This window comes from Rhizobium sp. CRRU65 (genome assembly GCF_048551595.1).
GTDB classification, from domain to species: Bacteria; Pseudomonadota; Alphaproteobacteria; order Rhizobiales; family Rhizobiaceae; genus Rhizobium; species Rhizobium leguminosarum_J.
The window spans coordinates 172061-194047 of the sequence record NZ_JBLYZH010000013.1; the positions used below are offsets into that span (position 1 = coordinate 172061).

The following is a 21987-nucleotide window of genomic DNA, read 5'->3' on the forward strand; positions in this document are numbered from 1 at the left end:
GCCTTACCACCGGTATTTCAGGGTGCCGGTCATGTTGCGGCCCTGGCCGAGATAGCAGAAGCCCTCATTGCAGACAGTGTCGCGTTCGTCGGCAATGTTGCGGATATTGAAGGCGGCCGTCAGGCCCTCATATTTCTTGTCGACCGCGCCGAAATCATAAGCGGCGGACGCATCGACATAGAAACCCGAAGGGTTTTTCGAAGTATTGGCGGTATCCGTCCAGTTCTCGCTGACGTAACGGACACCCGCGCCGACCGACAGCCCGTTGAACGGATTGATTTCCTGGAACGTATAGTTGGCCCAGAGACTTGCGACATGCGAGGGGGTCACAGCCGGCGTGTTGCCCTCGTTTTCACCACCTCCGGTCACCTCGGAATGGTTGTAGGTGTAGGCTGCGATGAGATCCAGGCCATCGGCGACTGCCGCGCGGGCTTCAAGCTCGATGCCCGTTCCCGTCACCTCGCCGAGCGAGTTATAGGCAAGGGTCAGGGGATTGGCCAACACCGGCTTGTTCTTTTCGACGATGTGATAGGCGACCGCCGATAACAGGATATCGGTGCCGGGCGGCTGGTACTTCACGCCGAGTTCGTATTGTTCGCCCTCCGTCGGCTCCAGGATCTCGCCGGATGCCGACCGGTTGGTCACGGGATCGAAAGAGGTCGCATAGGAAACGAATGGCGCGATGCCGTTGTCGAAGAGGTAAAGCGCGCCGGTCTGCCAGGAGAAGGCATTCTTGCTGACGTCTTCGGAGGCGTTCAACCCCAAAGAGGGATAGGTCGTGTCACGCGTCTGGTTCACCCAGGTCTGGCGGCCGCCGAGATTGAAGCGCCAGTTGCCGGCCTCGATCTGGTCCATGGCGTAAACACCGACCTGCCGCATGTCGGCATCGGCTACGATGAAGTTATAGGCCGGCGTGGCGCCCGACACGCCATAGGTCGGATTGGCGATATCGAAATCGAATGCCGGGTTGACGGCGCCGATGCCGTAGCCCCAGTTCGACTGGAGATTGGTGTAGTCGAGCCCGAAGAGCATCGTGTGGGCAATCGGACCTGTATCGAACTTCGCCTCGAGCTGGTTGTCGACCTGGAAGACGTTCATCTCGTCCCGGATCGAGCTGGCGTTGCGATGCGCGACGGTCCCGGTCCAGCTGGAAACGCCGAGGTAGCGAGCGCGAAGATCGAGATGCGAGTAACGCAGGTTCTGCCGGAACGTCAGGCCGTTGTCGAATTCATGCTCGAACTGATAGCCGACCTGCTGCTGCTTGACCTTCTGGTAGTCGTAATCGGGATCGCTCTGCCTAATGTCGAGTATTCTGCCGTCCAGCGTCGTGATCGCGCCGACATTGGAGTCGGTCTCGTCGGCCTGCACCAGACCGTACAGCGTGAAGGTCGTGCCCTCGTCAGGTTTCCAGGTAAGGGACGGTGCCAGGAAATAGCGGTCGTCGGCAATATCGAAATTGGTGTCGCCGTGACGGGCAAGGCCGACGATGCGATAGAGAAAATCGTCATTTCCTTCGCTGATCGGCCCGCCGAAATCGAACATCGCCTGAGCCCGATCCTTGGTGCTGTAGGAGATACCGACTTCGTGGATCGGCTCTTCGGTCGGAAGCTTCGATATCTTGTTGACGAGGCCGCCCGGCGATCCGGAGCCGTAGAGAACGGATACCGGCCCCTTGATCACCTCGACGCGCTGCAACTGATAGGGATCGGTGCGGAACATGCCGTAATTGATATAGGGCTGACGCAAGCTGTCACGGTAGTCGCCAACCGTCGTAACGTTGAAGCCGCGAATGAAGATCTGGTCGAAGCGCGGATCGAACCCGTTCGGTCCGGTTGTCACGCCGGCCGAATAGCGCACGGCCTCGATGATGCTCTGGGCGCCACGCTGCTCGATTTCCTTCTCGGTGGTCACCGAGACCGAACGCGGCGTCTCGACGAGCGGCGTGTTGATCTTGGTCGCAGCCGAACTGTTCTTGGCAGCAACGGACGTCCGGTCGGTCTTGCTATCAGAGGATGCACCTTGAATGACGATCGGCTCCAGCGTCGTCGCGCTGCCATCTGTCGATGCGCTCTGAGCGGAAGCCGGCGATGCTGCAACACCGATCAGCAGGATCGCTGTCGCGACAAATAGGCTATCGTTATAAATTCGCGATACATTATTAGAAACATTCAAAAAAACACGCGCCATTGCTTGGTCCCTACACCACCGATCTGGGCGGAACCTATGGAGCGAAATTGGCCTTGTCAACGTAAGGTGATTATTTTAATCAGCTTTTAATCCGCGGTAATCCACGCCTTCGAGTCACCCGAATAGGTTGCACGTAGAATTGGGGCCATGACGTCCCGTGCAGATAAATTGCTAACCTGCCGGTCTAGATGGGTCGAGATTGCGGGATGGCTCGGCAATCATCTGAAGCTTTGTCGCTGCTATGTTGGTGCGTACCACGGGTTGATAACGTTAAGTCCTGCGGCTTCGAAGGGACTAGTGTCGCGGGTGGCGACAATAAATCCGTTCGCCGCGGCAGTTGCGGCGATATAGGCATCTGCTTTACCGATTGCCCGCCCTGCTACGCGTGCTCGCGCCATTAATTCCGAATAGCTCTTTGACACAGCCATGTCGAACGATAGAATGCGTCCAGAAAATAGAGGTAGAACTTCCTGTTCTAGTCGATCGTAGAGGACGGCCTTGCGTCTTCCGTTATGCATCGCGGCAATGCCGAAACGTAACTCAGCTACTGTAATCGCCGAGACGAAAAGTGTTTCCACTGCTTGAGCATCGATCCACGCCAGCACCTGATTATCGGGTGTGGGCTTCCATGGCTCCGAGATGACGTTGGTATCGATCAGGATCATTCGAAACTCATAGGTTCCGCAGGCGCTTTGTCTCGGACGAGCTGCAGATTATCCACATCGGTGTTGGAAAGCCCTGCCTCGCGCCCGATCGATGCTAGCAACGAGCCCAACATGACGCGCTCAGCTGGCCGTACCGCTGTTTCTAGGATGTCACGGATTTCTGCCTCGGTACTGCGGCCGTGATGAGCTGCCCTCACTCTCAAGGCACGATGGGTCTCCTCAGACAAATTGCGTATTGTAACTGCTGCCATCGCTTGCACTCCCTTAACACTGATGGTCATGCTATCAATATATGGAAGGTGATATCAACTGACAACTCCTCTAGTTGTTTGGGAATGACGCTTTTTGAATTGCGACAAATTGCAACCCTCATCCACTATCCATGCGCAACCTTTCGTCCGGGGGCGCAGGTCTCGGAAGGCCTGCGGGAGAGCTATTGGCGGCAGGGACAGGCAACCGGCTTGCCTGCCGCCTACCATGCGCTCGGGGCGTTTTCGGAAACTGATTTCCGCGATGACCCAGGAAGATCACAGTTCCCGCGCTGGTGGTCCACGGCAGCGCCGACCAGATCGTGCCGCTGGAAATCTCCGCGAAGTTCACCGCTGAGCTCGTTCCACATGCCAAGCTCATTGTCTATGAAGGCGGCTCGCGTGGGCTGCTGCACGTCGACAAGGACCGCTTGAACGCCGATCTGCTGGCGTTCCTTCGCGGTTGATGGCGTGCAAAGGCCGGGTGGCGGCCGCCAGGCCTGCGGCCTTTGCCTACGATCGAATGCGGGTCTGGCAATCAGGACGCCGCGACCTCGTTCACCGACGCGTCGGAAAAGAGATCATCACCAAGCTCCTTCCCGACGATGCCGCCCAGTTCTGCCGATGGTGACACCGCGGCGTCCAAAGGCGCAAATGTCATCGTCACCCGCTGCACATGCCCCGTCTCGTCGCGCTCGATGACCCCCACCGATCGGGGCCGCTGCAAAGTGTTGCCTGATATTGCAGGAAATGGCGCTGATCGATCGCACCGTAGAAGGTGGGCTGCTGCGAGGCGTAGAGCGTGCCGGCAGCCTCGACCAAGCGCTTGATATTGTCATGGCCCGAAACCGGACGGCGCAGGACCGTCGGGCCTGTGCTACTACAACTGCAAACGTTCCAGGCACGCAAGGGCGGGCGTGAGCCCGGCTCTGTGAACGAGCATGAAGTGGCGCGAACGTTTCAGTGTGCGGTGCCTGGTTTTTCGTTTGCCCTCACAATTGCGTCCGCTTCCTTGCCGTATAGTTCCTCGAAGTGATCGAAGGTCTTGGAAAAATAACCAATGCCCTGCGTCGCCGAGCGCAGCGCCCGCGCCAGATCGTTAAGTGCGCCGCCCGGAACGATCGCCCGGAAGATGTCCCATCCCTTGGCGGTTTCATCACGGTCGAAGCCGAGAACCTGACCGTTGAGAGCGGAGACGCTTTGGACAAGGCTGCCTGAAAAGACCGACGGGATGTGGAACTCGCAGTGGAAGACCGGCTGCATCAACACGGTCGATCCTTCGGAAAGCGCCTGGCGCACCCCCATTTTCGACGCAGTCCGGAAGGCGTGTTCCGAACTGTCGACGGTATGGTGCTGACCATCTAACAGCGTTACGCCGACATCGATGAGTTCGAAGCCTAGCGGCCCTTTCTCCATCGCTTCGCGCGCGCCCGCTTCGACGGCGGGGATGTAATTGCGCGGAACGGCGCCACCCTTGATGGTTTCGCCAAAGGTGAAGCCGTGACCGCGCTCGTTGGGGTGAATGCTCAACTTCACATCCGCGAATTGCCCGGCACCGCCGGTCTGTTTGCGATGCCGGTAATGAACCTCCGATGGTTTCGCGATCGTCTCGCGGTAGATTGGGCTTGGCGTTCGGTCGGTCACGGAGATATGAAAGACATCGCACAGCGTTCGGCAGAGATCACGCAGATGCACCGGCCCCTGGGCGCGGACGAGTTGAGCGCCCGTGCCTTCTTCCTGCAAGACCTCCAGACCGCGATCCGTCTCGGAAAGTTTCGCCAGCGTTTCGGAAAGTTTGTTTTCATCGCGCTCGCCACCCGGAATTAGGATCCTTTCAAGCATCGGCGTGGGTGGTTCCGTCCACTCAGGCGGGGCGACCACCGCGCCGGAGGTCAACAGAGAAGCGACGGGCAGGTGGTCGGACTTGACCGTTGCGAAGACATCCCCCGGCGCAGGCAGAACCGCCGAATTGGACCGCCCGTTTGCGAGAGTTTGTACGGCGCCGAGGCTGGAGCCGCCCAGTGATGCGCCTTGCCGCAGTCCCTCGCCAAGTGCGCGCAAGAGCACCGTCTTGCCGACATTCTGGCGATGATAGGCATGGAAGCTCACGGCCACCAGCTTGCTTTCATCGACAGTTCCCGTATGAGCGAGACGCTGCCGAAGACCCTCTACCGGCGGCGCCTCGTGGCGCAGCGCCTTCATCAGCCTCGTCATGCCGTTGCCGTGAATTGCAGCACCGATCAGGACCGGGATAATTCTATTTTCCCTTAGAACCCGTGATGAAATGGCATAGAGGGCATCACTGGATGGCTCGCGGTCCTCGATCAGTTCCTCGAGAAGCCAGTCATCAAATTCGGACAGGTGTTCCAGGAGCTCGGTGCGCGCTTCGTGCTCGCGTTCGGCAGTGCTTTCGGGGATTGCGATCAGCGCGGAAGGCTGGCCTTCCCGGTATCGCCACGCCCGTTCCGAAATCAGATCGCAACTGCCAATGACCCTATCCCCCTCGCGGATCGGGATCTGGCGAAGCAAAAGGGTGTGGTTGGTGTAGTCTTGAAGCGCGGCGATCACGTCCCTCAACCGCCCTCGCGGTTCGTCCATCCGGTTGACGTAGAGGATGCAAGGCGTCCCCGAGGCTTCAACTATCCGCAGATAGGGCGCGGCGAGCACAGCCTCCGCGGGTGCCGATGAAACGCACAATATGCAGGCGTCGCTGGCAAGAAGCGCGTGCTGCGCATGCGCCAACGCTTCGTTGGGTCCTGGCGCATCCAGTGCACACCACGCCTCGTTTCCGAAGGTGAATTCTGTGAGGTTCAATCCATAAGGCGAGCTGGATTTTCTCGGCGTCCCCTCCAGGGAGCCGAGCTTTTCCACGACTGTCGATTTTCCGGTCTGCGAGGGTCCAAGCACGGTGAAGCAGCGCATCGGCCTTCCTCCAACTGCCATAAACACAATTTTCAGCCATCATAGGATGCCCTGAACCGCTGCAAGGCGCCAGAGGTGTTCAGTGTCAAACGCTTGACCTGGACTTGCATTTGAGGCTGATCCATTCAGGGGCTGAGAACGCATTGACGAATTTGCGATATCGACGTCAATGCGCGACGAACCACTGCCATTGTTTGCAGCCGCGGCCGAATAGATTGCTCCGGAGCAATTCCGTGAAGTGTTTCTACACCAATGAGGAGGAAGCGCGACTAATCGTACTCATCTTGACCTTTGAACATCAGCGGTCTGTCGCGCTGCCTGGGGTGGACCACGCTGCGAACCGACTTAGATTGCTTTGCTACATTGATCGGCTTGACAGGAATCGAACCGTGAATTCGGCCTGGCATGAGTGAGACTTTGGCCCGATATGATACGTTTACGACATACTGTCGTCCGCTGGTACAAAATCATTAGGGCAAGCAGATCGTCTTTTGGGGCGGAATTCGCGGCCCGTCTTGCCTCCGGTCGTCTGCTCCCTAGATCCGACACATGGATACCGAGCGAACCACAGCTCCTATCAGATCGGTAAGGGCGTCTTCGCGGAAACCTCTGCAGAGGTTGAGCCCGGCCATTGTCGAGCAAGTCGAGCGCCTGCTCGGTGGACGCACGCGTGATATCCGCTTCAATGGGGAACTGGCTCGGCTTTTTGGCGAACGCTCCTGGCCGCGGACTGCCAAGATCATTCGCGCGTGGATGGTCTGGGTTATCGTGCTCGACGTCCTGACGTTGGGCCTCAACGCGATCTTGCTTCCGACTGAAACCGTCATGTCGATGCTTTGGCCAGCGTCTATCCTTCCCCCCGCGGCTCTTGTCGCCGCGATAGCCTTCCTGCGGCCGCATGCTTTGTGGGTGCAGGGAGTTTTCCTCCTCTCGGCTGTTTTTCTCATCCTCCTGTCGGTCGCCTTGGTGGGCGTTAACACCGGTGGCGAGTTTTATGAGCGGCATTTGACCATCATGCTTTTTGTGGCCGTCACTGCCATTATCATATTTCCCATTCCACTCGGTTGGGCGATGGCGATCGGTGCTTCTGCCCTCGGTATCTACCTTGTGTTTCAACTGCGCAATCCAGCCATCGAAGTGGGCGGTGCTCTGGCCGGGACGCTGTTTTTCGCAAGCGGTGTGGCTGCGACCGTCGTTGCCCGACGTACCGCAACCATCTTCGCTCAGAAGACTTTCTTGCTGGAGTTACGAGATCGAAGTCGCCTCGCGGAGCTTACCGACGCCAATTCCCAGCTGGAATTGCTGGCACGGACAGATCCGCTGACGGGTGTCGCCAACCGGCGCTCGATGATGGAAACGCTCCATTATTTCTGGAGCGAGGATCTTAAACGAACGAGCGGCGCGGCGATGCTGATGTGCGATATCGACGACTTCAAGCATCTCAACGATAATCTCGGACATGCCGAAGGCGACCGCTGCCTGGTGAAGGTTGCCGGCATCATTCAGAGCAGCATGAGAGACGAGCGGGACCAGGTCGCCCGTTACGGAGGCGAAGAATTTCTCGTCTTTCTCCCAGGCTCAGATGAGCAAGAAGCCAAGGTCGTCGCTGAGCGGATACGCAGCCGAGTGGAAGCTGCGTCTCTTCCAAACCCGACCTCCCGCGTCGTTGCTTATGTCACTGTCAGCATTGGAGTGGCCACGATGATACAAGACAGTGAGCTTGTGTCAGCAGAGCACATGCAACGCCAAGCGGATGCGGCGCTCTACCTTGCCAAAAAGACCGGCCGCAACCGTGTGGTGGTCCATGCCGCAAAGGTCGACCAAGCCTCAGACTAAAGCCGTTTGGCTATCGTGGTGTGCAAGAACGAAGGCCGCAAGCTGGGTCCTGTGTCAGCCCTCCCAGCTTGACCATTTGACAGATATCCTACAAGTCGATATGTAGCATCGATCTTATCGGCGATGCGGGAAAGTGACCGGCATGAAATTGAAATCGATGAAGCCGTTGACGCGCGCGCCACTGCTGCATGTCTCCGTGCAGGAAAGTCTGCGCGCCTATATCGACGACAATGGCCTTGCGCCGGGAACCCTGCTTCCGGCCGAGGGAGAGCTCGCCACCCAGCTCGGTGTCAGCCGCAATTCGCTGAGGGAAGGCATCAAGGCGTTGGAATCGCTCGGCGTGCTGGATACGCGGCGCGGCGTCGGTATCTTCGTGAAGGCCTTTTCCTTCGGGCCGCTTCTCGACAACCTCGCTTACGGCCTCGGCGGCGCGCTGCGGCAGATCGAGGAGGTCCTCGAAATCCGCCGTACGCTGGAAGTGGGATTGATCGGCAAAACGATCGACGTGATCGGCGAGCAGGACATCGCCGAATTGCGCGCCACCGTCAATCGGATGCGCGCCCAGGCCGAGCGCGGTGAAACCTTTGCGGAAGACGACCAGCTGTTCCACCGACTGCTGTTTCGCTGCCAGGACAATGAAACGCTGGTGCGGCTGATCGATGTCTTCTGGCTCGCCTTCTACAAGGCGTCGGATTTCGTCAACCTTGAAAATGCCGATCCGATGGCAACGTGGCGCGACCATGCCGCAATCGTCGATGCGATCGAGGCAAAAGATCTGGAGGAGGCGCGCAGACGCCTGGATCGTCACTACGAAGGCATTGCCCGGGTGATTGCCAACAACAAGACAAGTTCAAACGTGGGAGGAACACATGAAAAGACTGTCTAGATTATCCGTGATTGCGCTTGGCGCCCTGCTGTCGACGGCTGCCGTTCCAGCTCTTGTCGTTTCGGGCGTTGCAATAGAGGCCCAGGCAGCCACGCTGTCGGGCGGCTTCGATGTCGGTCCCGGAGGTTTCCAGGGCAACTTCAATCCGCTCGCCGCGACCGCCGGCTTCACCTGGCTCAGCGTCTATTACGAACCGCTGATCACTTATGACGAGAAGCTGCAGAAGGTCGTCGGCGCGCTGGCAAGCTCCTACGAGGTCAGCTCCGACCAGATGGCCTACACGTTCAAGCTGGTGGACGCCAAATGGCATGACGGCAAACCGTTCACTGCCAAGGACGCAAAGTTCACCATGGGCCTTGCGATGGATGCGAAAACCGGCTCGGTGCTCGCCGCCCGGCTGAAGGGCATATCGTCCGTCGAGACGCCGGATGAGCACACTGTTGTCATCAAGCTCAGCGCCCCCAGCAGCAGTTTTCCCGACACGATGACCAAAGTGATGATGCTGCCCGAGCATGCGCTCTCCTCGATCCCGGCCGACCAGCTGACGAAGAACACCTGGTGGTCCACAGCTCCGATCGGCACCGGTCCGTTCAAATTCACCAAATACGTCTCGGATCAATATGTCGAACTTGCCGCAAACACCGATTATCGCGGTGGCAAACCCGCACTGGAACGCGTCATCAATCGCTATTTCGCCAACCCGGCCGCAGCAATCGCTGCGCTGAGATCCGGCGAAATCCAGTTCACCTATGTCGATTCCAACGACGTGCCGACCTTCAAGGACAACAAGGACTTCCAGGTCATAGAAGGCAACTCTTTCGTCGTCAACTACCTGGGCTTCAACCACGAATCCCCGCTCTGGAAGGACGTGCGCGTCCGCCAGGCGGTAATGTACGCGATCAATCGCGATGCCATCATCCAGAGCCTTTATGGCGGTGCGGCCAAGCCTGCCAACTGCGCCTATGTCGCCGAACAGCTGATACCCCCTGATATCGACAGCTATGCCTATGATCCCGAGAAGGCCAAGCAGTTGTTGACGGAAGCCGGCTGGGACCAGATCAACGGCGGCAAGCCGATCACCCTTCTGACCTATTACACCACGCCGCTGGCGACCAACGTGCTTGCCGCAGTCCAGGCGATGCTTGCCCAGGTCGGCATCAACATCGTCCCGCGCGCCGTCGATGCGCCGACCTATAACAGCATCGTGCTCAATGCGACGCCGGATATCGCCCAGTTCCAGTTGGTTTATGCCGGGCTGCAGAACGGGCCGGATGCCGGAAGCATCAATGTCGGCCTCAACGAGAAGCAGATCCCTCCGGCCGGACCGAATGTCGCCAGGGTTCGCATGCCTGACCTCACCAAGGCGCTCGATAGCGCCTTGGCCGAGCCTGATAGCACCAAGCGGGACGCCGCCTACCAGGACGTCTGCAAGGTGATGAACACCAACCTGCCCTGGGCGACGCTCTGGGTGGCAAACCGCTATGGCATCGTCTCGACAAAGGTGAAGGATTTCGTCTGGACGCCAGCGCCGGGCGGCGGCCCCTACCAGGCCAATCCGCAGAAATGGTCGATCGCCGAATAGGCGCTTTCCGGGAAAGCCTTGAGGGTGGCTTCGGCCACCCTGACAAGACGGCCGGACAAGACGGCCCGATAAGACGGATTACCGATGCTCCAATACAGTCTCAGACGCCTGATCATAGGAATAGGCATGCTCGTCGCCCTGAGCATGCTGATCTTCCTGCTGCTGCGCCTGACACCCGGCGATCCAATCGATGCCTATATCGATCCTAACCTTCCGATGTCGCCGTCAGACCTTGCCGATCTGCGCCGAAGCCTCGGCCTCGATCAGCCCTTGCCGGTGCAGTATCTTGGCTGGTTGCAGCAGGCGGTGACGGGCAACCTCGGCTATTCGATCAAGCGTCTCGATCAGCCGGTTCTGGGGCTGGTGCTGTCACGGATCGGCCCGACAGTTCTGTTGATGGGCACCGCACTTGCCTTTGCCATCGTCGCAGGCATCACTTTCGGGGTGATCGGCGCCGTCCGCCGCAATTCGCTTGCCGATCTGTCCTTGTCGGTGGTTGCGCTTGCCGGTATTTCCAGCCCGGCCTTCCTCAGCGCGCTGATCGGCCTTTATATTTTCTCCGTCCGCCTGCACTGGATGCCATCAGGCGGCATGCTGACGCCGGGCGAGGAATTCTCGCTCGGCGATCTCCTCCACCATCTGATCCTGCCGGCGGCACTTCTGTCTGTCGCGCAAGCCGCATTGATCATGCGTTATATGCGCGCCTCGCTGCTCGAAGTTCTGAACCAGGATTACGTGCGCACGGCCCGCGCCAAGGGCGTTCGCGAGTTCTGGGTCATCAGCAAGCATGCCTTGCGCAATGCGCTTCTTCCGATCGTGACGCTGATCGGCTCCACTATCGGACTTGCAATCGGCGGCGCCATCTTCATCGAAAGCGTCTTCAACTGGCCGGGCATGGGGCTATTGCTCGTCGATGCCGTGCAGACCCGCGACTACCCCGTCATCATGGGGGCGACACTCGTCATCGGCACCTGCGTTATCGTCGTCAATCTTCTGACTGATATCACCTATGCGGTCGTCGACCCGCGCATCAAGGTGGGCTGACCATGCTGGCACGCTCGTCCGAACGCCGGAGCCCCGGACCATTTTCCCGCGCCTTCAGTCGGTTTCTGCTCAACCGCGCAGCTGTTGCCGGCGTCTGCATTGCCACGCCAATGCTGCTGCTGATCCTCTCCTATCCCCTATGGTGGGCTTTCCGGCCGAACGACATCGATCTTCTGGCCATGAATAGCGGCCCGACGGCAACGCACTGGTTCGGAGCCGACGGCGTCGGCCGCGACGTCTTCGCCCGCGTGCTCGAAGGCGGCCGGATTTCGCTGCTGGTCGCCGTCGCGTCGACCGCGCTTTCTGCCGTCATCGGGTTTCTTTTTGGGGCAATCTCGGCGCTTGCCGGACGCTGGACGGACGCCGTCTCGATGCGCTTCGTCGATCTGGTGATGACCCTGCCACCCGTCATCTTCCTGCTTGTGCTCGCGTCGATTGCCGGCACCGGCATCTGGCCGACTGTGCTGGTCATCTCGCTGCTCTCCTGGCCGCTGCTTGCGCGCATGATCCGCTCGCGGCTGCTGGAATTGCGTGAACGCGACTTCGTCATGGCCGCCCGCGGCATGGGTGCCGGCATCGGCCATCTGCTCTTCCGCCACGGCCTGCCGAACTCGATCGATATCCTCGTGGTCTATGCAACGCTACAGATCGCCAATGCCATTCTGCTCGAGGCGGGACTGTCCTTCCTCGGTCTCGGCATCGCCCCGCCGGCGGCAAGCTGGGGCAACATGCTGAACGCGGCCCGCTCGACCGCCGTGCTCGAACAATATCCGTGGCAATGGCTCTTCCCCGGCGCCGCGCTGATCCTTGCCGTCCTGGCGATCAACTTCATTGGCGATGGCCTCAGAGATGCCTTCGATCCGCGTGCCGAACTGAACTGACAATCGAAAGAAGCGAAAATGACCAAATTCAAGGGTGTCGTCCCCCCCGTCGTAACACCGCTCAATCCGGATCTCACCGTCGACTACCTATCCTATACACGCGTGCTCGAGCATCTCATCGATGCCGGCTGTCATGGCGTATTCGTGCTCGGCTCGACGAGCGAGGTGATCTTCCATGACGAAAAGACGCGGCGGGAAATCATCGAACATTCGGCCAAGGTGGTGAATGGCCGGGTGCCGCTGATCGTCGGCGTCATCGATCCGACCACGGATCGCGTCATCGCCCATGCGAAGGTGGCAAAGGCGGCCGGCGCCGATGCGGTCGTGGTGACGGCACCATTCTATACGGTCACCAGCCAGTCAGAGATCCTCGATCACTTCCGTTATATCCGCGACGCGGTGGACATTCCGCTGATCGCCTACGACATTCCCGTCTGCGTTCACGTCAAGCTGCAACGCCAGACCGTGGTCACGCTCGCCAGGGAAGGCGCGATCATCGGCCTCAAGGATTCCAGCGGCGACGACGGCAATTTCCGCTACGCGCTCCTCGACCTTGCCGAACACAAGGACGTCTTCCTGATGACCGGCTCCGAGATCGTCGTCGACACCGCCCTGCTGATGGGTGCCCATGGTGTCGTTCCTGGCATCGCCAATGTCGATCCGCACGGCTATGTCCGGCTTTGGGATGCTGCCCAACGTGGCGACTGGATCGCCGCGAAGAAGGAACAGCAGCGTCTCTGCCGCTTGTTCGAAATCGTCTGGGTCGCGCAGGGTCGTGTCAGCGGCGGCGCAGCCGGCATCGGCGCCTTCAAGACCGCCATGCGCAGCCTCGGCATCATCGATTCCGCTGTCATGCCCCGGCCGCGTGCCTCTCTTAACGAAGCCGAAACGGCGCGGATCGACGAGATCCTGCGTGCAACCGGCCTGCTGAACTGAGCCAGTTGATGGAACAGACCGCCGAACCCGTACTCGACATCAGAGGATTGCGAACGATCTTCCGCATCCGCGGCGGCGAGATCACGGCGGTCAACAATATCGACCTGACCGTTGCCGCCGGCGAGACGCTTGCGCTCGTCGGCGAATCCGGCTCCGGCAAATCGGTCACCAGCCTGTCGGTCATGCGGCTGCTCACCCGCAACATCGGTTTGATCGCCGCAGGCAGCATCCGCCTTGCGACGAGCGACGGCGTCGTCCGCGATCTCGTCTCGCTCGATGAAGAGAGCATGCGCAGGATCAGGGGCGACGACATCGGCATGGTGTTCCAGGAGCCGATGTCGAGCCTCAATCCCGTCTTTACCATCGGCGACCAGATTGGCGAGCCGATCCGCATCCATCGCGGCGCCGACCGCAAGGCGGCGATGAACGCAGCCGTCGCGCTGCTTGAAAGCGTCGGCATACCGGACGCCCGGCGCCGTGCCGGCCAATATCCGCACGAACTGTCGGGCGGCATGCGCCAGCGCGCGACGATCGCCATGGCGCTCGCCTGCGATCCGGCGCTGCTGATCGCCGATGAGCCGACCACGGCGCTCGACGTGACGATCCAGGCGCAGATTCTCGACCTGCTCCTCAAGCTGCAGCGCGAGCGCGACATGGCCATGCTGTTCGTCACCCACAATCTCGGCGTCGTCGCCGAAATCGCCCATCGCGTGGCGGTGATGTATGCCGGCCGGATCGTCGAAGAAGGGCCGGTCGGCGAGGTCTTCCGCAATCCCAAGCATCCCTACACGATGGGCCTTCTCGCCTCCATGCCGCGCCTTGGCGATGCCGCACGGATGAAACAGGCCGGCGAAAAGCTCGCCGCCATTCCCGGCATGGTCCCGAGCCTGATGAACATGCCGAGCGGCTGCGCCTTTTCCCCGCGCTGCAAATTCGCGATCGATGCCTGTCGCGTGGCGGTTCCCGCGCTCGAACAGATCAATCCGCAGCACCGAAGCCGCTGCATCAGATGGCAGGAGATCTAGATGAGCGCACCGCTGCTTTCCGTCCGCGACCTTTCGAAACATTATACCTCCCGCGGCACGCGGCTGAACATTCTCGAGGGTATCTCCTTCGATATCGGCAAGGGTGAAGTCGTCGGGCTTGTCGGCGAATCCGGCAGCGGAAAGACCACGATCGGGCGTTCCGTCCTTCGCCTCGTCGAACCGTCGTCCGGCAGCGTCCGTTTCGACGGGACGGAACTCACAGCACTTTCCGCCTCCGCGCTAAGGCGGCAGCGGCCGCGCATGCAGTATATTTTCCAGGATCCCTTCGCCAGCCTGTCGCCGCGCATGACGATCGGCGAGATCCTGACGGAAGGCCTGAAGATCCAGGGGATCGGCACCGCCCGCGGCAGGCTCGAACGGGCGCAGTCGGCTTTGGTAAAGGTCGACCTGCCCGCCGATGCGATCAATCGATATGCCCATGAATTTTCCGGTGGCCAGCGCCAGCGCGTCGGGATTGCCCGTGCGTTGACCTTGTCGCCGGAATTCATCGTCGCCGACGAGCCGGTCTCGGCGCTCGACGTATCGATCCAGGCGCAAGTGATCAACCTGCTGCGCGACCTCCAGCAGCAGCTTGGCCTGACCATGCTGTTCATCTCGCATGACCTGGCCGTCGTCGAATATATCTGCGACCGGGTGATCGTGCTTTATCTCGGCCGTATTATGGAAATCGCACCGAGTGCCGATCTCTATGCGAGACCGCAGCATCCCTATACGCGCGCGCTTCTGTCGGCGATTCCGTCGCCCGACCCGGATGCTCGCCGTAACAGGCAGATCCTGAAAGGCGATATTCCAAGTCCGGCCAATCCGCCGAGCGGATGTGTTTTTCGCACGCGCTGTCCGAGCGCGCTCGATGCCTGCGCCGGCGCCGTTCCGCAACTGCGGGAAATCGCTCCCGGTCACTTCAAGGCTTGCATCCGCGACGACCTCAACTGATCCGTCATCTATCGGAGAAACAAGAGATGAATGCTAAGACGCCGCGTCCCGCCATCGGTGGAAATTGGGCGAGCCTGCTTCTGCCGATCGCAGCCGATGACAGCATCGAATTCGACAAGCTCGGTGAAGAGATCGACATCCTCATCGATGCCGGCGTCGATGGTATTTACTCAAATGGTACGGCTGGCGAATTCCACAATCAGACGGAGGAGGAGTTCGACAGGATCCAGGCAATGCTGGCCGAACGCTGCAAGGTCTCCTCTATGCCGTTCGTCATCGGCGCCTGCCAGCCCGACCCGCTGATCATGCTCAATCGCGTCCGCCGCGCCGCCGCCCTCGATCCCCGCGCCATTCAGGTCATATTGCCGGACTGGTGGCCGCTCAACGATGCCGAGGCGGTCGACTTCCTAAAACGAGCGGCCGAGGCTGCCGACGGAATTCCGCTCATCCTCTACAACCCGCCGCATGCAAAACGCGTGCTGGCGCCAAGGGTGCTCGGCATGGTCTGCGCGGCAGTGCCTGAGGTGATCGGCATCAAGCTCGCCGATGGCGACGCCTCCTGGTATGCTGAGGCACGCCGGCATTTGTCCGGGCTGTGGCTCTTCGTCCCCGGCCATCATCTCGCAACCGGCACCAAGGAAGGTGTGGCAGCAGGCTCGTTTTCCAATGTCGCCTGCCTTAGTCCCCGCGGTGCTCAGACCTGGACGGTCTCGATGCGAAACGAGATCGACGCCGCACTCGATCTGGAGCGACGCATCTGCGCTTTTATGGACGCGCATATCGTCCCGTTTCGCCAAGAATTTGGCTATTCGAACGCCGCTCTCGACAAACTTTTAAGTGCGATCGGCAATTGGGGACCCGTGGGTACCCGGTTGCGGTTCCCCTATCGCTCGATAGACACGGCAGAAGCGGTCAGATTGAGACGTATCGCACGCGCCGAACTCCCCGATCTCTTCCTCTGATTTTTGCTCGGGCTGAGGGAATGAGCCCCGGCCCTCAACTGCACAACTCTAGTCCCGCGGCATCCTGACTGATCTCGAGATCTGTGGTCGCCCCAACGGTCTATCCCTCAAATGATCTGTGGTTTAGCTGCGCCGCACATCCTCCGCGTGGAGTAGCGACCAGCGCAAATATGATCCAGAAGACCGACAACCCGATCTCGGTCTTTAAGAGCAGAAGAATTTTCTGTTGTGGCAAATGAAAAATCTGATTTACTGCGACTTCGCTGCTTGGCTTTAAGGGGGATATTGCCGATGCCGTGGACACGCAGAAATATTGTGCTTGGTGGATTGGCATTACTTGGCGCCGGTGCAGTCCGGAAACCGGTATTTGCCGCGGCGTCTTCCTTTTTCGACGGCACCACCGTCGACAACGGCGTGACGTTTCGAAGGACCAACTTCGCCAAGATCGACAAGAAGTGGCACCGCCAGGTCGTCAAATATTTTAGCAGCGAGCCGATCGGCACCGTCGTCGTCGATACGAGAAACCATTTTCTCTACGTGATCATGGAGAACAAGACGGCCATCCGCTACGGCGTCGGCGTCGGTCGCGAGGGCTTCAAATGGTTTGGCCGCGCCACGATCGACAGCAAATCGCTATGGCCGCGCTGGACGCCGCCGCCGGAGATGCGCAAGCGCCATCCCGAACTGCCCGAATTCGTGGCGGGAGGCTCACCGAAAAATCCACTCGGTCCCCGCGCCATGTACCTGCATCGCGACGGCGTCGACACCGGCTATCGCTTCCACGGCACGCTGGAGCCGTGGAGCATCGGCAAAGATGCCTCCAGCGGCTGTATCCGCATGTTCAACGAAGACGCCATCGATCTTTACCAGCGTTGCCCGATCGGCACCGCGGTGCAGGTTCTGCCGCATATTGCCGACCAGGCTGAAAGTGCCGCGCAGGTCAGCCAAACAACCACGGTCGAATAAGGAATATCAACTTGATGTCTGCTCCGACCGGATATGTGAGGCGCCTTGCCGCCGCAACCATGCTCTTGGCGCTCGCCGCCTGCAGCACCACCGATATCGCCTCCGTGGAAGAACCTGCTGCGGCGCCGATGACCGGCCAAACCAATGATCCAGCACCCGGTTTCGAGAACGTTGCGATGGGCAGTGAAGAGGATTTCATCCTTAATGTCGGCCGCCGGATCTACTTCAAGCAGGATTCCGCAACACTCGATTCCGTCGCCATGGCAACCCTGGATAACCAAGCCGCCTGGCTCAACAGGAACCCGTCCTGGCTGCTCAAGCTGCAGGGATTTGCCGATGATTCCGGCTCCGCAGCCAAAATGGAGACGCTGTCACAGAAGCGCGCCGATGCGGCGATGGCCTATCTCGTCTCGAAGGGCGTGGACGCCAGGCGCATGTGGGCCAAGGGCTACGGCAACGACCGCGAAGTCCGCGACTGCACGGAGCGCTCTTGCAAGGTCCAGAACAGGCGCGTCGTTACCAATCTCCGCACCCAGCCTGACGCGGCCTGATCCAGCTCGAACCACACAGCGCTTGGCGCAGACGCGCCAGCCGCTATTGGCTGGGCCCAGCCTGCGTTTAATACGAAGCTGGCAGGACATAATCGAGTGGTGACGGCAGATCGATGACGAACCTGATATCCGCGGCATTCGCCGCCACGACCAACTGATAGGCGCCCGGTTCGGCGCGAAAGGCACCGGCCTCGACGTCGTAATAAGCGAGGTCGCGCGGCATAATCTTCATTTCGGCTGTCCCTGTCTCACCGGGCAGGAGCGACAGCTTTGCGAAGGCGCGCAATTCCTTGTCCGGCCGCTCCACCTTGGACTTTGGCGAACGCACATAGAGCTGGACCAGTTCCGACCCGGCCCGGTCGCCGATATTGGTCAGATCGACGCTGACAGTCACGCCTTCGGCACCCATGTCGCCGGCCGAGAGCCGCGGCTCGCCCCAGCTGAAGCGCGTATAGCCAAGGCCGAAACCGAAGGGGAAGAGCGGCTCGACAGCGCGTGTATCGTGGTGACGGTAGCCGACGAAGACGCCTTCGTCGTAACGCACATGCCCATCCTTACCCGGATAGACGGCTGGATCGCCCGTCATGGCGGAATTGTCGGCAAGCGCCTTCGGGAATGTCTGCGGCAGGCGTCCGCCGGGCTCGACTTCGCCGAAGAGGACATCGGCGACGGCGTTGCCCAGCTCCTGCCCGGGATACCAGATCTGCAGCACGGCGCGCACCTTGCCGAGCCAGGGCATTTCCACGGGGCCGCCGGTCTGCAGCACGACCACGGTGTTGGCGTTGACGGCCGCAACCCGCTCGATCAGCTCTTCCTGCCGGCCCGGAAGCCGCATGTCGAGCAGGTCCAAGCCCTCGGTATCCCATTCGCCGTCGCGGCCGACGAAGAGAAGCGCCACATCGGCATTTAGCGCCGTCTCGACGGCTTCCTGCATATCGGCCTCACCCAAGGGCTTTTCGACGCCGAAGCGAATGGCCGTGAGGTTGATCCCCTCCCCGGTCGCCACCGGCGTGTCATATTCGACGGTGACGGTATGGGCCTTGCCCGCATCGAGCGCCACCGTGCCGCGCTGTTCGTCATTGGCCGTGCCGAAATAGTTCTCGCCGCGCGTCCAGCCGTCATGGCCGTCGACCGTGAGCCTGCCATCGACGAAGAGCCGCGCCAGTCCGGCATTGGTCATGCCGAAGACATGATCGCCGCTCTCTTCCGGTACGAATTGCATCGTCATCCGCGCCGAGAAATCGGCGGGGTCGAGTTCCCCTGACGGCAGCTCGAACCAGAAGAACTCGCCCTTGTCGACGGTCTCGACATGAACAGGATTGCCCCGGCAACCACGCCCCTTGAAATATTCGACGGTGATCTTTCCCTTGGCCACCTCGATCAGACGGTTGTGGCGGCAGCCGACGGCGTGGCTGACGCTGTTGGCATTGGAAAGGGCCGCTCGAATCCCTTCGAGCGGGCTGACCGTATAATGCGCCGCGATCTGCGCGCTGCCGCCGCCCATCACACGGGCGCTTGCGGCGTTGGGTCCGATGACGGCGATCCGGTCGAGCGACGTCTTGGCAAGCGGCAGGATGCCATCGTTCTTCAAAAGGACTGCGCCTTCCGCGCCGAGACGCCGGATCAGCACCCGGTCTTCCGGCAGGTCGACTGCCTGCTCCGTGAGATCGGGCGTCTTCTCGAACGCGCCGACCCGCTCGAGCAGAAGCAGGATCCGTCGCGCCGCCGCCCGCACGGTCGCCGCTTCAACCCTGGCTTCGCGCACGGCGGCAACCAGCTTCTCGCCACGATCGCGCGCCGGACCGGGCATTTCGAGATCAAGACCGGCATTGATCGTCTCGGCCGTCGAATGCGAACCGAACCAGTCGGACATGACGATCCCGTCGAATCCCCATTCCTCCCGCAGCACCTTGGTCAGCAGCCACGCATGCTCGCTGGTATAGGTGCCGTTGAGGCGGTTATAGGAAGACATGACGGCCATTACGCCGGCGCGCCTGACAGCCTGTTCGAAGGGCGGAAAGTAGATTTCGCGCATCGTCCGCTCGTCGATATTGGAAGACATGGTCTGCCGCTCGATCTCGGATTCGTTGCCGGCGAAGTGCTTGATCGTCGCCGCGATCCCCTGGCTCTGCACGCCCTTGATATAGGCAACGGCCAGTTCCGCGGTCAGCATCGGATCCTCGGAATAACATTCGAAATTTCGCCCGTTCAGGCCGGAACGATGGATATTCACCGTGGGTGCGAGCAACACGGCGGCACCCTTGCTCTTCGCCTGGTGGGCAAGCGCCACGCCCATGCGCTCGACGAGATCGGGATTCCAGGTGGCGCCGAGCGCGATGGCGACAGGAAAGCAGGTCGCCTTGACGCCGCCGACCAGCGAGCCCGCGCCGCGAGCCCCATTCGGCCCGTCCGTCACCTTGATCTTCGGCACATCAAGGCGCTCGACGGGAACAGTCGTCCAGAAATCGGCGCCAGACAGCAGCGAAACCTGCTCCTCGAGCGTCATCTTGTCGAGAATGGAATCGATCATGCAAACCTCCCCTTCAATGGAATTCGGGCATTGCGACGTGCTGACTAAGCATGCCCGGTGCCAATTCATCCGGCGGCGACGCCGACTTCTCCACGCACCAGGCAGTTATTAAACCTACCGATTACTCGGTATTTTTAAGATGTCAACTGCCGAGCCGTAATGTATGGATGGAGGGCGGGGAAAAGAGGCAGACGGAAAAGACGATGGCAGAGGTTTCCGAATCGAAGGCCGGACAGGACGAAAAGCGACGGCGCCGATCCCGCAAGGGCGAAGCGCGCCGCGCGGAGATCTTGTCGGCTGCGATGCGACGCTTTGCCGAAGACGGCTACCAGAATGCCGCCATCGGCGATGTCGCCCGCGACGTCGGCCTGTCGCTGCCCGGCCTGCTGCACCATTTTCCGACCAAGGTTGATCTCCTGCTTGCCATTCTGGACAAGCGCGATCTCGAAAGCGAAAGCTTCATCGGCCCCTATCGCTCCGATCTCCGCGGCCTGCTCAAGGGCATGGTCGGGGTCTTCCGCCGCAACGCCGAAATGATCGAGGTCATCAGGACCTTCGCCATCCTGAATGCCGAGAGCCTGATGAAGGATCACCCGGCCAAGGCATGGTTTCTCAATCGCGTCACGGAGCTACAGGACGACATCGCTGCGACCTTCGAACGGGCCGTCGCCGATGGCTCGATAGACGGCAAGATCGATGGCAGGGCAATGGCGGCCGAGCTGATCGCGGTGATGGACGGCCTTCAGATGCTCTGGCTGCGCGATCCCACACGCTTCGATATGGTCGGCGGACTGGAAGCCTATATCAGCCGCCTGTTGGCGAGCCTTGGGTTAGAGGACTGAGCCTTGGCTTACTGCATTCCATCAAAGCGTGCCAACCAGACCATAATGCGGCTTACAGCTTCGTAATACCTCTGCCCGACAAGCAGACCCGTATGTGTGGTACCCTGGAGACCTAGATACTCGCTACCGATGTGGCGTGCTGTCGCCAGGCCTCGATGATCATCGGATTCGTCGTTGACGGCGCAAATGACGAGGCTGGGACAGGTGATCTTCTCACCTTCGATGGAAATCCCCTCCGCCCCGAAATGAAAGGAGAATGCGCTGAATGCCTTTGCAGATTCCATGGACAGGTACTTCCGCTGGAATTCAATATCCTCGAATGTTTCATCGGTACTGATTTGCTCGTCACGCACGGGAGCAGGCACGACGAGGCCGGGCATTCGCAACGCGAGATCGCGATAGGGCGCCTCCGCATGCACTTGCCTGCAAATGCTGGTATCGATCAGCACCAGCCCGGCTATCTTCACGCTTTCCGCCAGTTTCTGGCTCAGGATTCCTCCCATGCTGAAAGCGATCACGATGGGAGGAGTTCCACATTCTTCGACGATTTCGGAGATCACCAGCCGGATGTCTTCCAGGTAATCTTCAAACAGGATTTTTGTGAAATCCATCGACCTGCTTTTGTAGTGGCCTCGCAGGTTGACGCAATAAGAATTCCATCCAGCCGATGTGAAATGAGAAATGTATTTGCTCCACATCCAGCTCCCGGTAAAGGCGCCGTGAACAAAGAGCAACGGCGGCCGAGCGGACTGCCCTGGATCGCTGTGCCCATGAAATATCTCCAGAAATAGGTCATTCTCTCCGACGTATTTTTCCGTGTGCTCGGGTCGTTCTTTTGCATAGTCCCGCATACCGCTCACTCCTTTGATATTGGCTGGCCGCGCATCGAGACAAAGGATATTTCCTACGCAATATTGCTCAATGGCGGCTCATGGATGTACATAAAGGACAAAATATCTTCAATCGGGTG

At 60.1% G+C, this 21987-nt stretch carries 20 protein-coding genes; 13 read left to right on the top strand and 7 right to left on the bottom strand.

Annotated elements, in window-relative coordinates; translation table 11 throughout:
- Window positions 1–3: 3 nt before the first annotated feature.
- The 3 genes from ACM5SV_RS24665 to ACM5SV_RS24675 all read right to left on the bottom strand — a co-directional run bounded on the left by ACM5SV_RS24665 (window position 4) and on the right by ACM5SV_RS24675 (window position 3103).
- Window positions 4–2187: a TonB-dependent siderophore receptor gene (locus tag ACM5SV_RS24665; protein ID WP_221974521.1), complete on the bottom strand. Its 2184-nt coding sequence runs from the start codon at window positions 2185–2187 to the stop codon at window positions 4–6.
- 239 nt (window positions 2188–2426) lie between these two features.
- Complete coding sequence (locus tag ACM5SV_RS24670) at window positions 2427–2852, bottom strand: type II toxin-antitoxin system VapC family toxin (protein ID WP_221974522.1); 426 nt, start codon at window positions 2850–2852, stop codon at window positions 2427–2429.
- Window positions 2849–3103, bottom strand: a complete 255-nt coding sequence (locus tag ACM5SV_RS24675; RefSeq protein WP_128449335.1) for a FitA-like ribbon-helix-helix domain-containing protein — start codon at window positions 3101–3103, stop codon at window positions 2849–2851. The genes ACM5SV_RS24670 and ACM5SV_RS24675 overlap by 4 nt, the downstream gene beginning before the upstream one ends.
- A 293-nt stretch (window positions 3104–3396) precedes the next feature.
- Between ACM5SV_RS24675 and ACM5SV_RS24680 the strand changes: the two genes are divergently transcribed.
- Entirely contained in the window at window positions 3397–3567 is a 171-nt protein-coding gene (locus ACM5SV_RS24680) for an alpha/beta hydrolase (protein WP_260687210.1), read from the top strand.
- Between the two features lie 71 nt (window positions 3568–3638).
- Here the strand turns inward: ACM5SV_RS24680 and ACM5SV_RS24685 are convergent, their stop codons facing one another.
- Both ACM5SV_RS24685 and ACM5SV_RS24690 read right to left on the bottom strand, forming a co-directional pair.
- A complete protein-coding gene (locus ACM5SV_RS24685) occupies window positions 3639–3809 on the bottom strand; it encodes a hypothetical protein (protein ID WP_245461240.1) in 171 nt (56 codons plus the stop codon).
- A gap of 251 nt (window positions 3810–4060) precedes the next feature.
- Entirely contained in the window at window positions 4061–6022 is a 1962-nt protein-coding gene (locus tag ACM5SV_RS24690; protein WP_128449334.1) for an elongation factor G, read from the bottom strand.
- A 549-nt stretch (window positions 6023–6571) separates the two neighbouring features.
- Here ACM5SV_RS24690 and ACM5SV_RS24695 point away from each other — a divergent pair.
- From ACM5SV_RS24695 to ACM5SV_RS24745, 11 genes are all read left to right on the top strand, one after another.
- On the top strand, window positions 6572–7858 hold the full coding sequence (locus ACM5SV_RS24695) for a GGDEF domain-containing protein (protein ID WP_409565987.1): 1287 nt from the start codon (window positions 6572–6574) through the stop codon (window positions 7856–7858).
- A 142-nt stretch (window positions 7859–8000) separates the two neighbouring features.
- Entirely contained in the window at window positions 8001–8744 is a 744-nt protein-coding gene (locus ACM5SV_RS24700) for a FadR/GntR family transcriptional regulator (RefSeq protein WP_221974524.1), read from the top strand.
- Window positions 8728–10326, top strand: a complete 1599-nt coding sequence (locus ACM5SV_RS24705; RefSeq protein ID WP_222005021.1) for an ABC transporter substrate-binding protein — start codon at window positions 8728–8730, stop codon at window positions 10324–10326. The genes ACM5SV_RS24700 and ACM5SV_RS24705 overlap by 17 nt, the downstream gene beginning before the upstream one ends.
- Before the next feature lie 84 nt (window positions 10327–10410).
- Window positions 10411–11370 carry an ABC transporter permease gene (locus tag ACM5SV_RS24710; RefSeq protein ID WP_128449330.1) on the top strand — a complete coding sequence of 320 codons (960 nt, stop codon included), beginning with the start codon at window positions 10411–10413 and terminating at the stop codon, window positions 11368–11370.
- Window positions 11371–11372: 2 nt separating this feature from the next.
- A complete protein-coding gene (locus tag ACM5SV_RS24715; RefSeq protein ID WP_017996098.1) occupies window positions 11373–12251 on the top strand; it encodes an ABC transporter permease in 879 nt (292 codons plus the stop codon).
- Between the two features lie 18 nt (window positions 12252–12269).
- Window positions 12270–13187 (top strand): dihydrodipicolinate synthase family protein, encoded by a 918-nt coding sequence (locus ACM5SV_RS24720; protein WP_221974526.1) that lies wholly within the window; start codon window positions 12270–12272, stop codon window positions 13185–13187.
- Window positions 13188–13195: 8 nt separating this feature from the next.
- On the top strand, window positions 13196–14212 hold the full coding sequence (locus ACM5SV_RS24725) for an ABC transporter ATP-binding protein (protein WP_017996096.1): 1017 nt from the start codon (window positions 13196–13198) through the stop codon (window positions 14210–14212).
- On the top strand, window positions 14213–15166 hold the full coding sequence (locus ACM5SV_RS24730) for an ABC transporter ATP-binding protein (RefSeq protein WP_128449328.1): 954 nt from the start codon (window positions 14213–14215) through the stop codon (window positions 15164–15166). It begins immediately after the preceding gene.
- A gap of 26 nt (window positions 15167–15192) precedes the next feature.
- Window positions 15193–16128 carry a dihydrodipicolinate synthase family protein gene (locus tag ACM5SV_RS24735; RefSeq protein ID WP_017996094.1) on the top strand — a complete coding sequence of 312 codons (936 nt, stop codon included), beginning with the start codon at window positions 15193–15195 and terminating at the stop codon, window positions 16126–16128.
- 291 nt (window positions 16129–16419) lie between these two features.
- Window positions 16420–17094: a L,D-transpeptidase gene (locus ACM5SV_RS24740; RefSeq protein ID WP_017996093.1), complete on the top strand. Its 675-nt coding sequence runs from the start codon at window positions 16420–16422 to the stop codon at window positions 17092–17094.
- Window positions 17095–17108: 14 nt separating this feature from the next.
- Window positions 17109–17645, top strand: coding sequence for an OmpA family protein (locus tag ACM5SV_RS24745; RefSeq protein ID WP_026157575.1), 537 nt, complete (start codon window positions 17109–17111; stop codon window positions 17643–17645).
- A gap of 67 nt (window positions 17646–17712) precedes the next feature.
- On the opposite strand, the gene ACM5SV_RS24750 is transcribed toward ACM5SV_RS24745, so the two are convergent.
- The gene (locus ACM5SV_RS24750) at window positions 17713–20175 is read right to left on the bottom strand and encodes a beta-glucosidase (RefSeq protein ID WP_221974527.1); all 2463 of its coding nucleotides are present in this window, start codon (window positions 20173–20175) and stop codon (window positions 17713–17715) included.
- A gap of 203 nt (window positions 20176–20378) precedes the next feature.
- Here ACM5SV_RS24750 and ACM5SV_RS24755 point away from each other — a divergent pair, with 203 nt between their 5' ends.
- A complete protein-coding gene (locus ACM5SV_RS24755; protein WP_017996090.1) occupies window positions 20379–21017 on the top strand; it encodes a TetR/AcrR family transcriptional regulator in 639 nt (212 codons plus the stop codon).
- Between the two features lie 8 nt (window positions 21018–21025).
- On the opposite strand, the gene ACM5SV_RS24760 is transcribed toward ACM5SV_RS24755, so the two are convergent.
- Complete coding sequence (locus tag ACM5SV_RS24760; protein WP_221963629.1) at window positions 21026–21868, bottom strand: alpha/beta hydrolase; 843 nt, start codon at window positions 21866–21868, stop codon at window positions 21026–21028.
- Window positions 21869–21987: the final 119 nt, after the last annotated feature.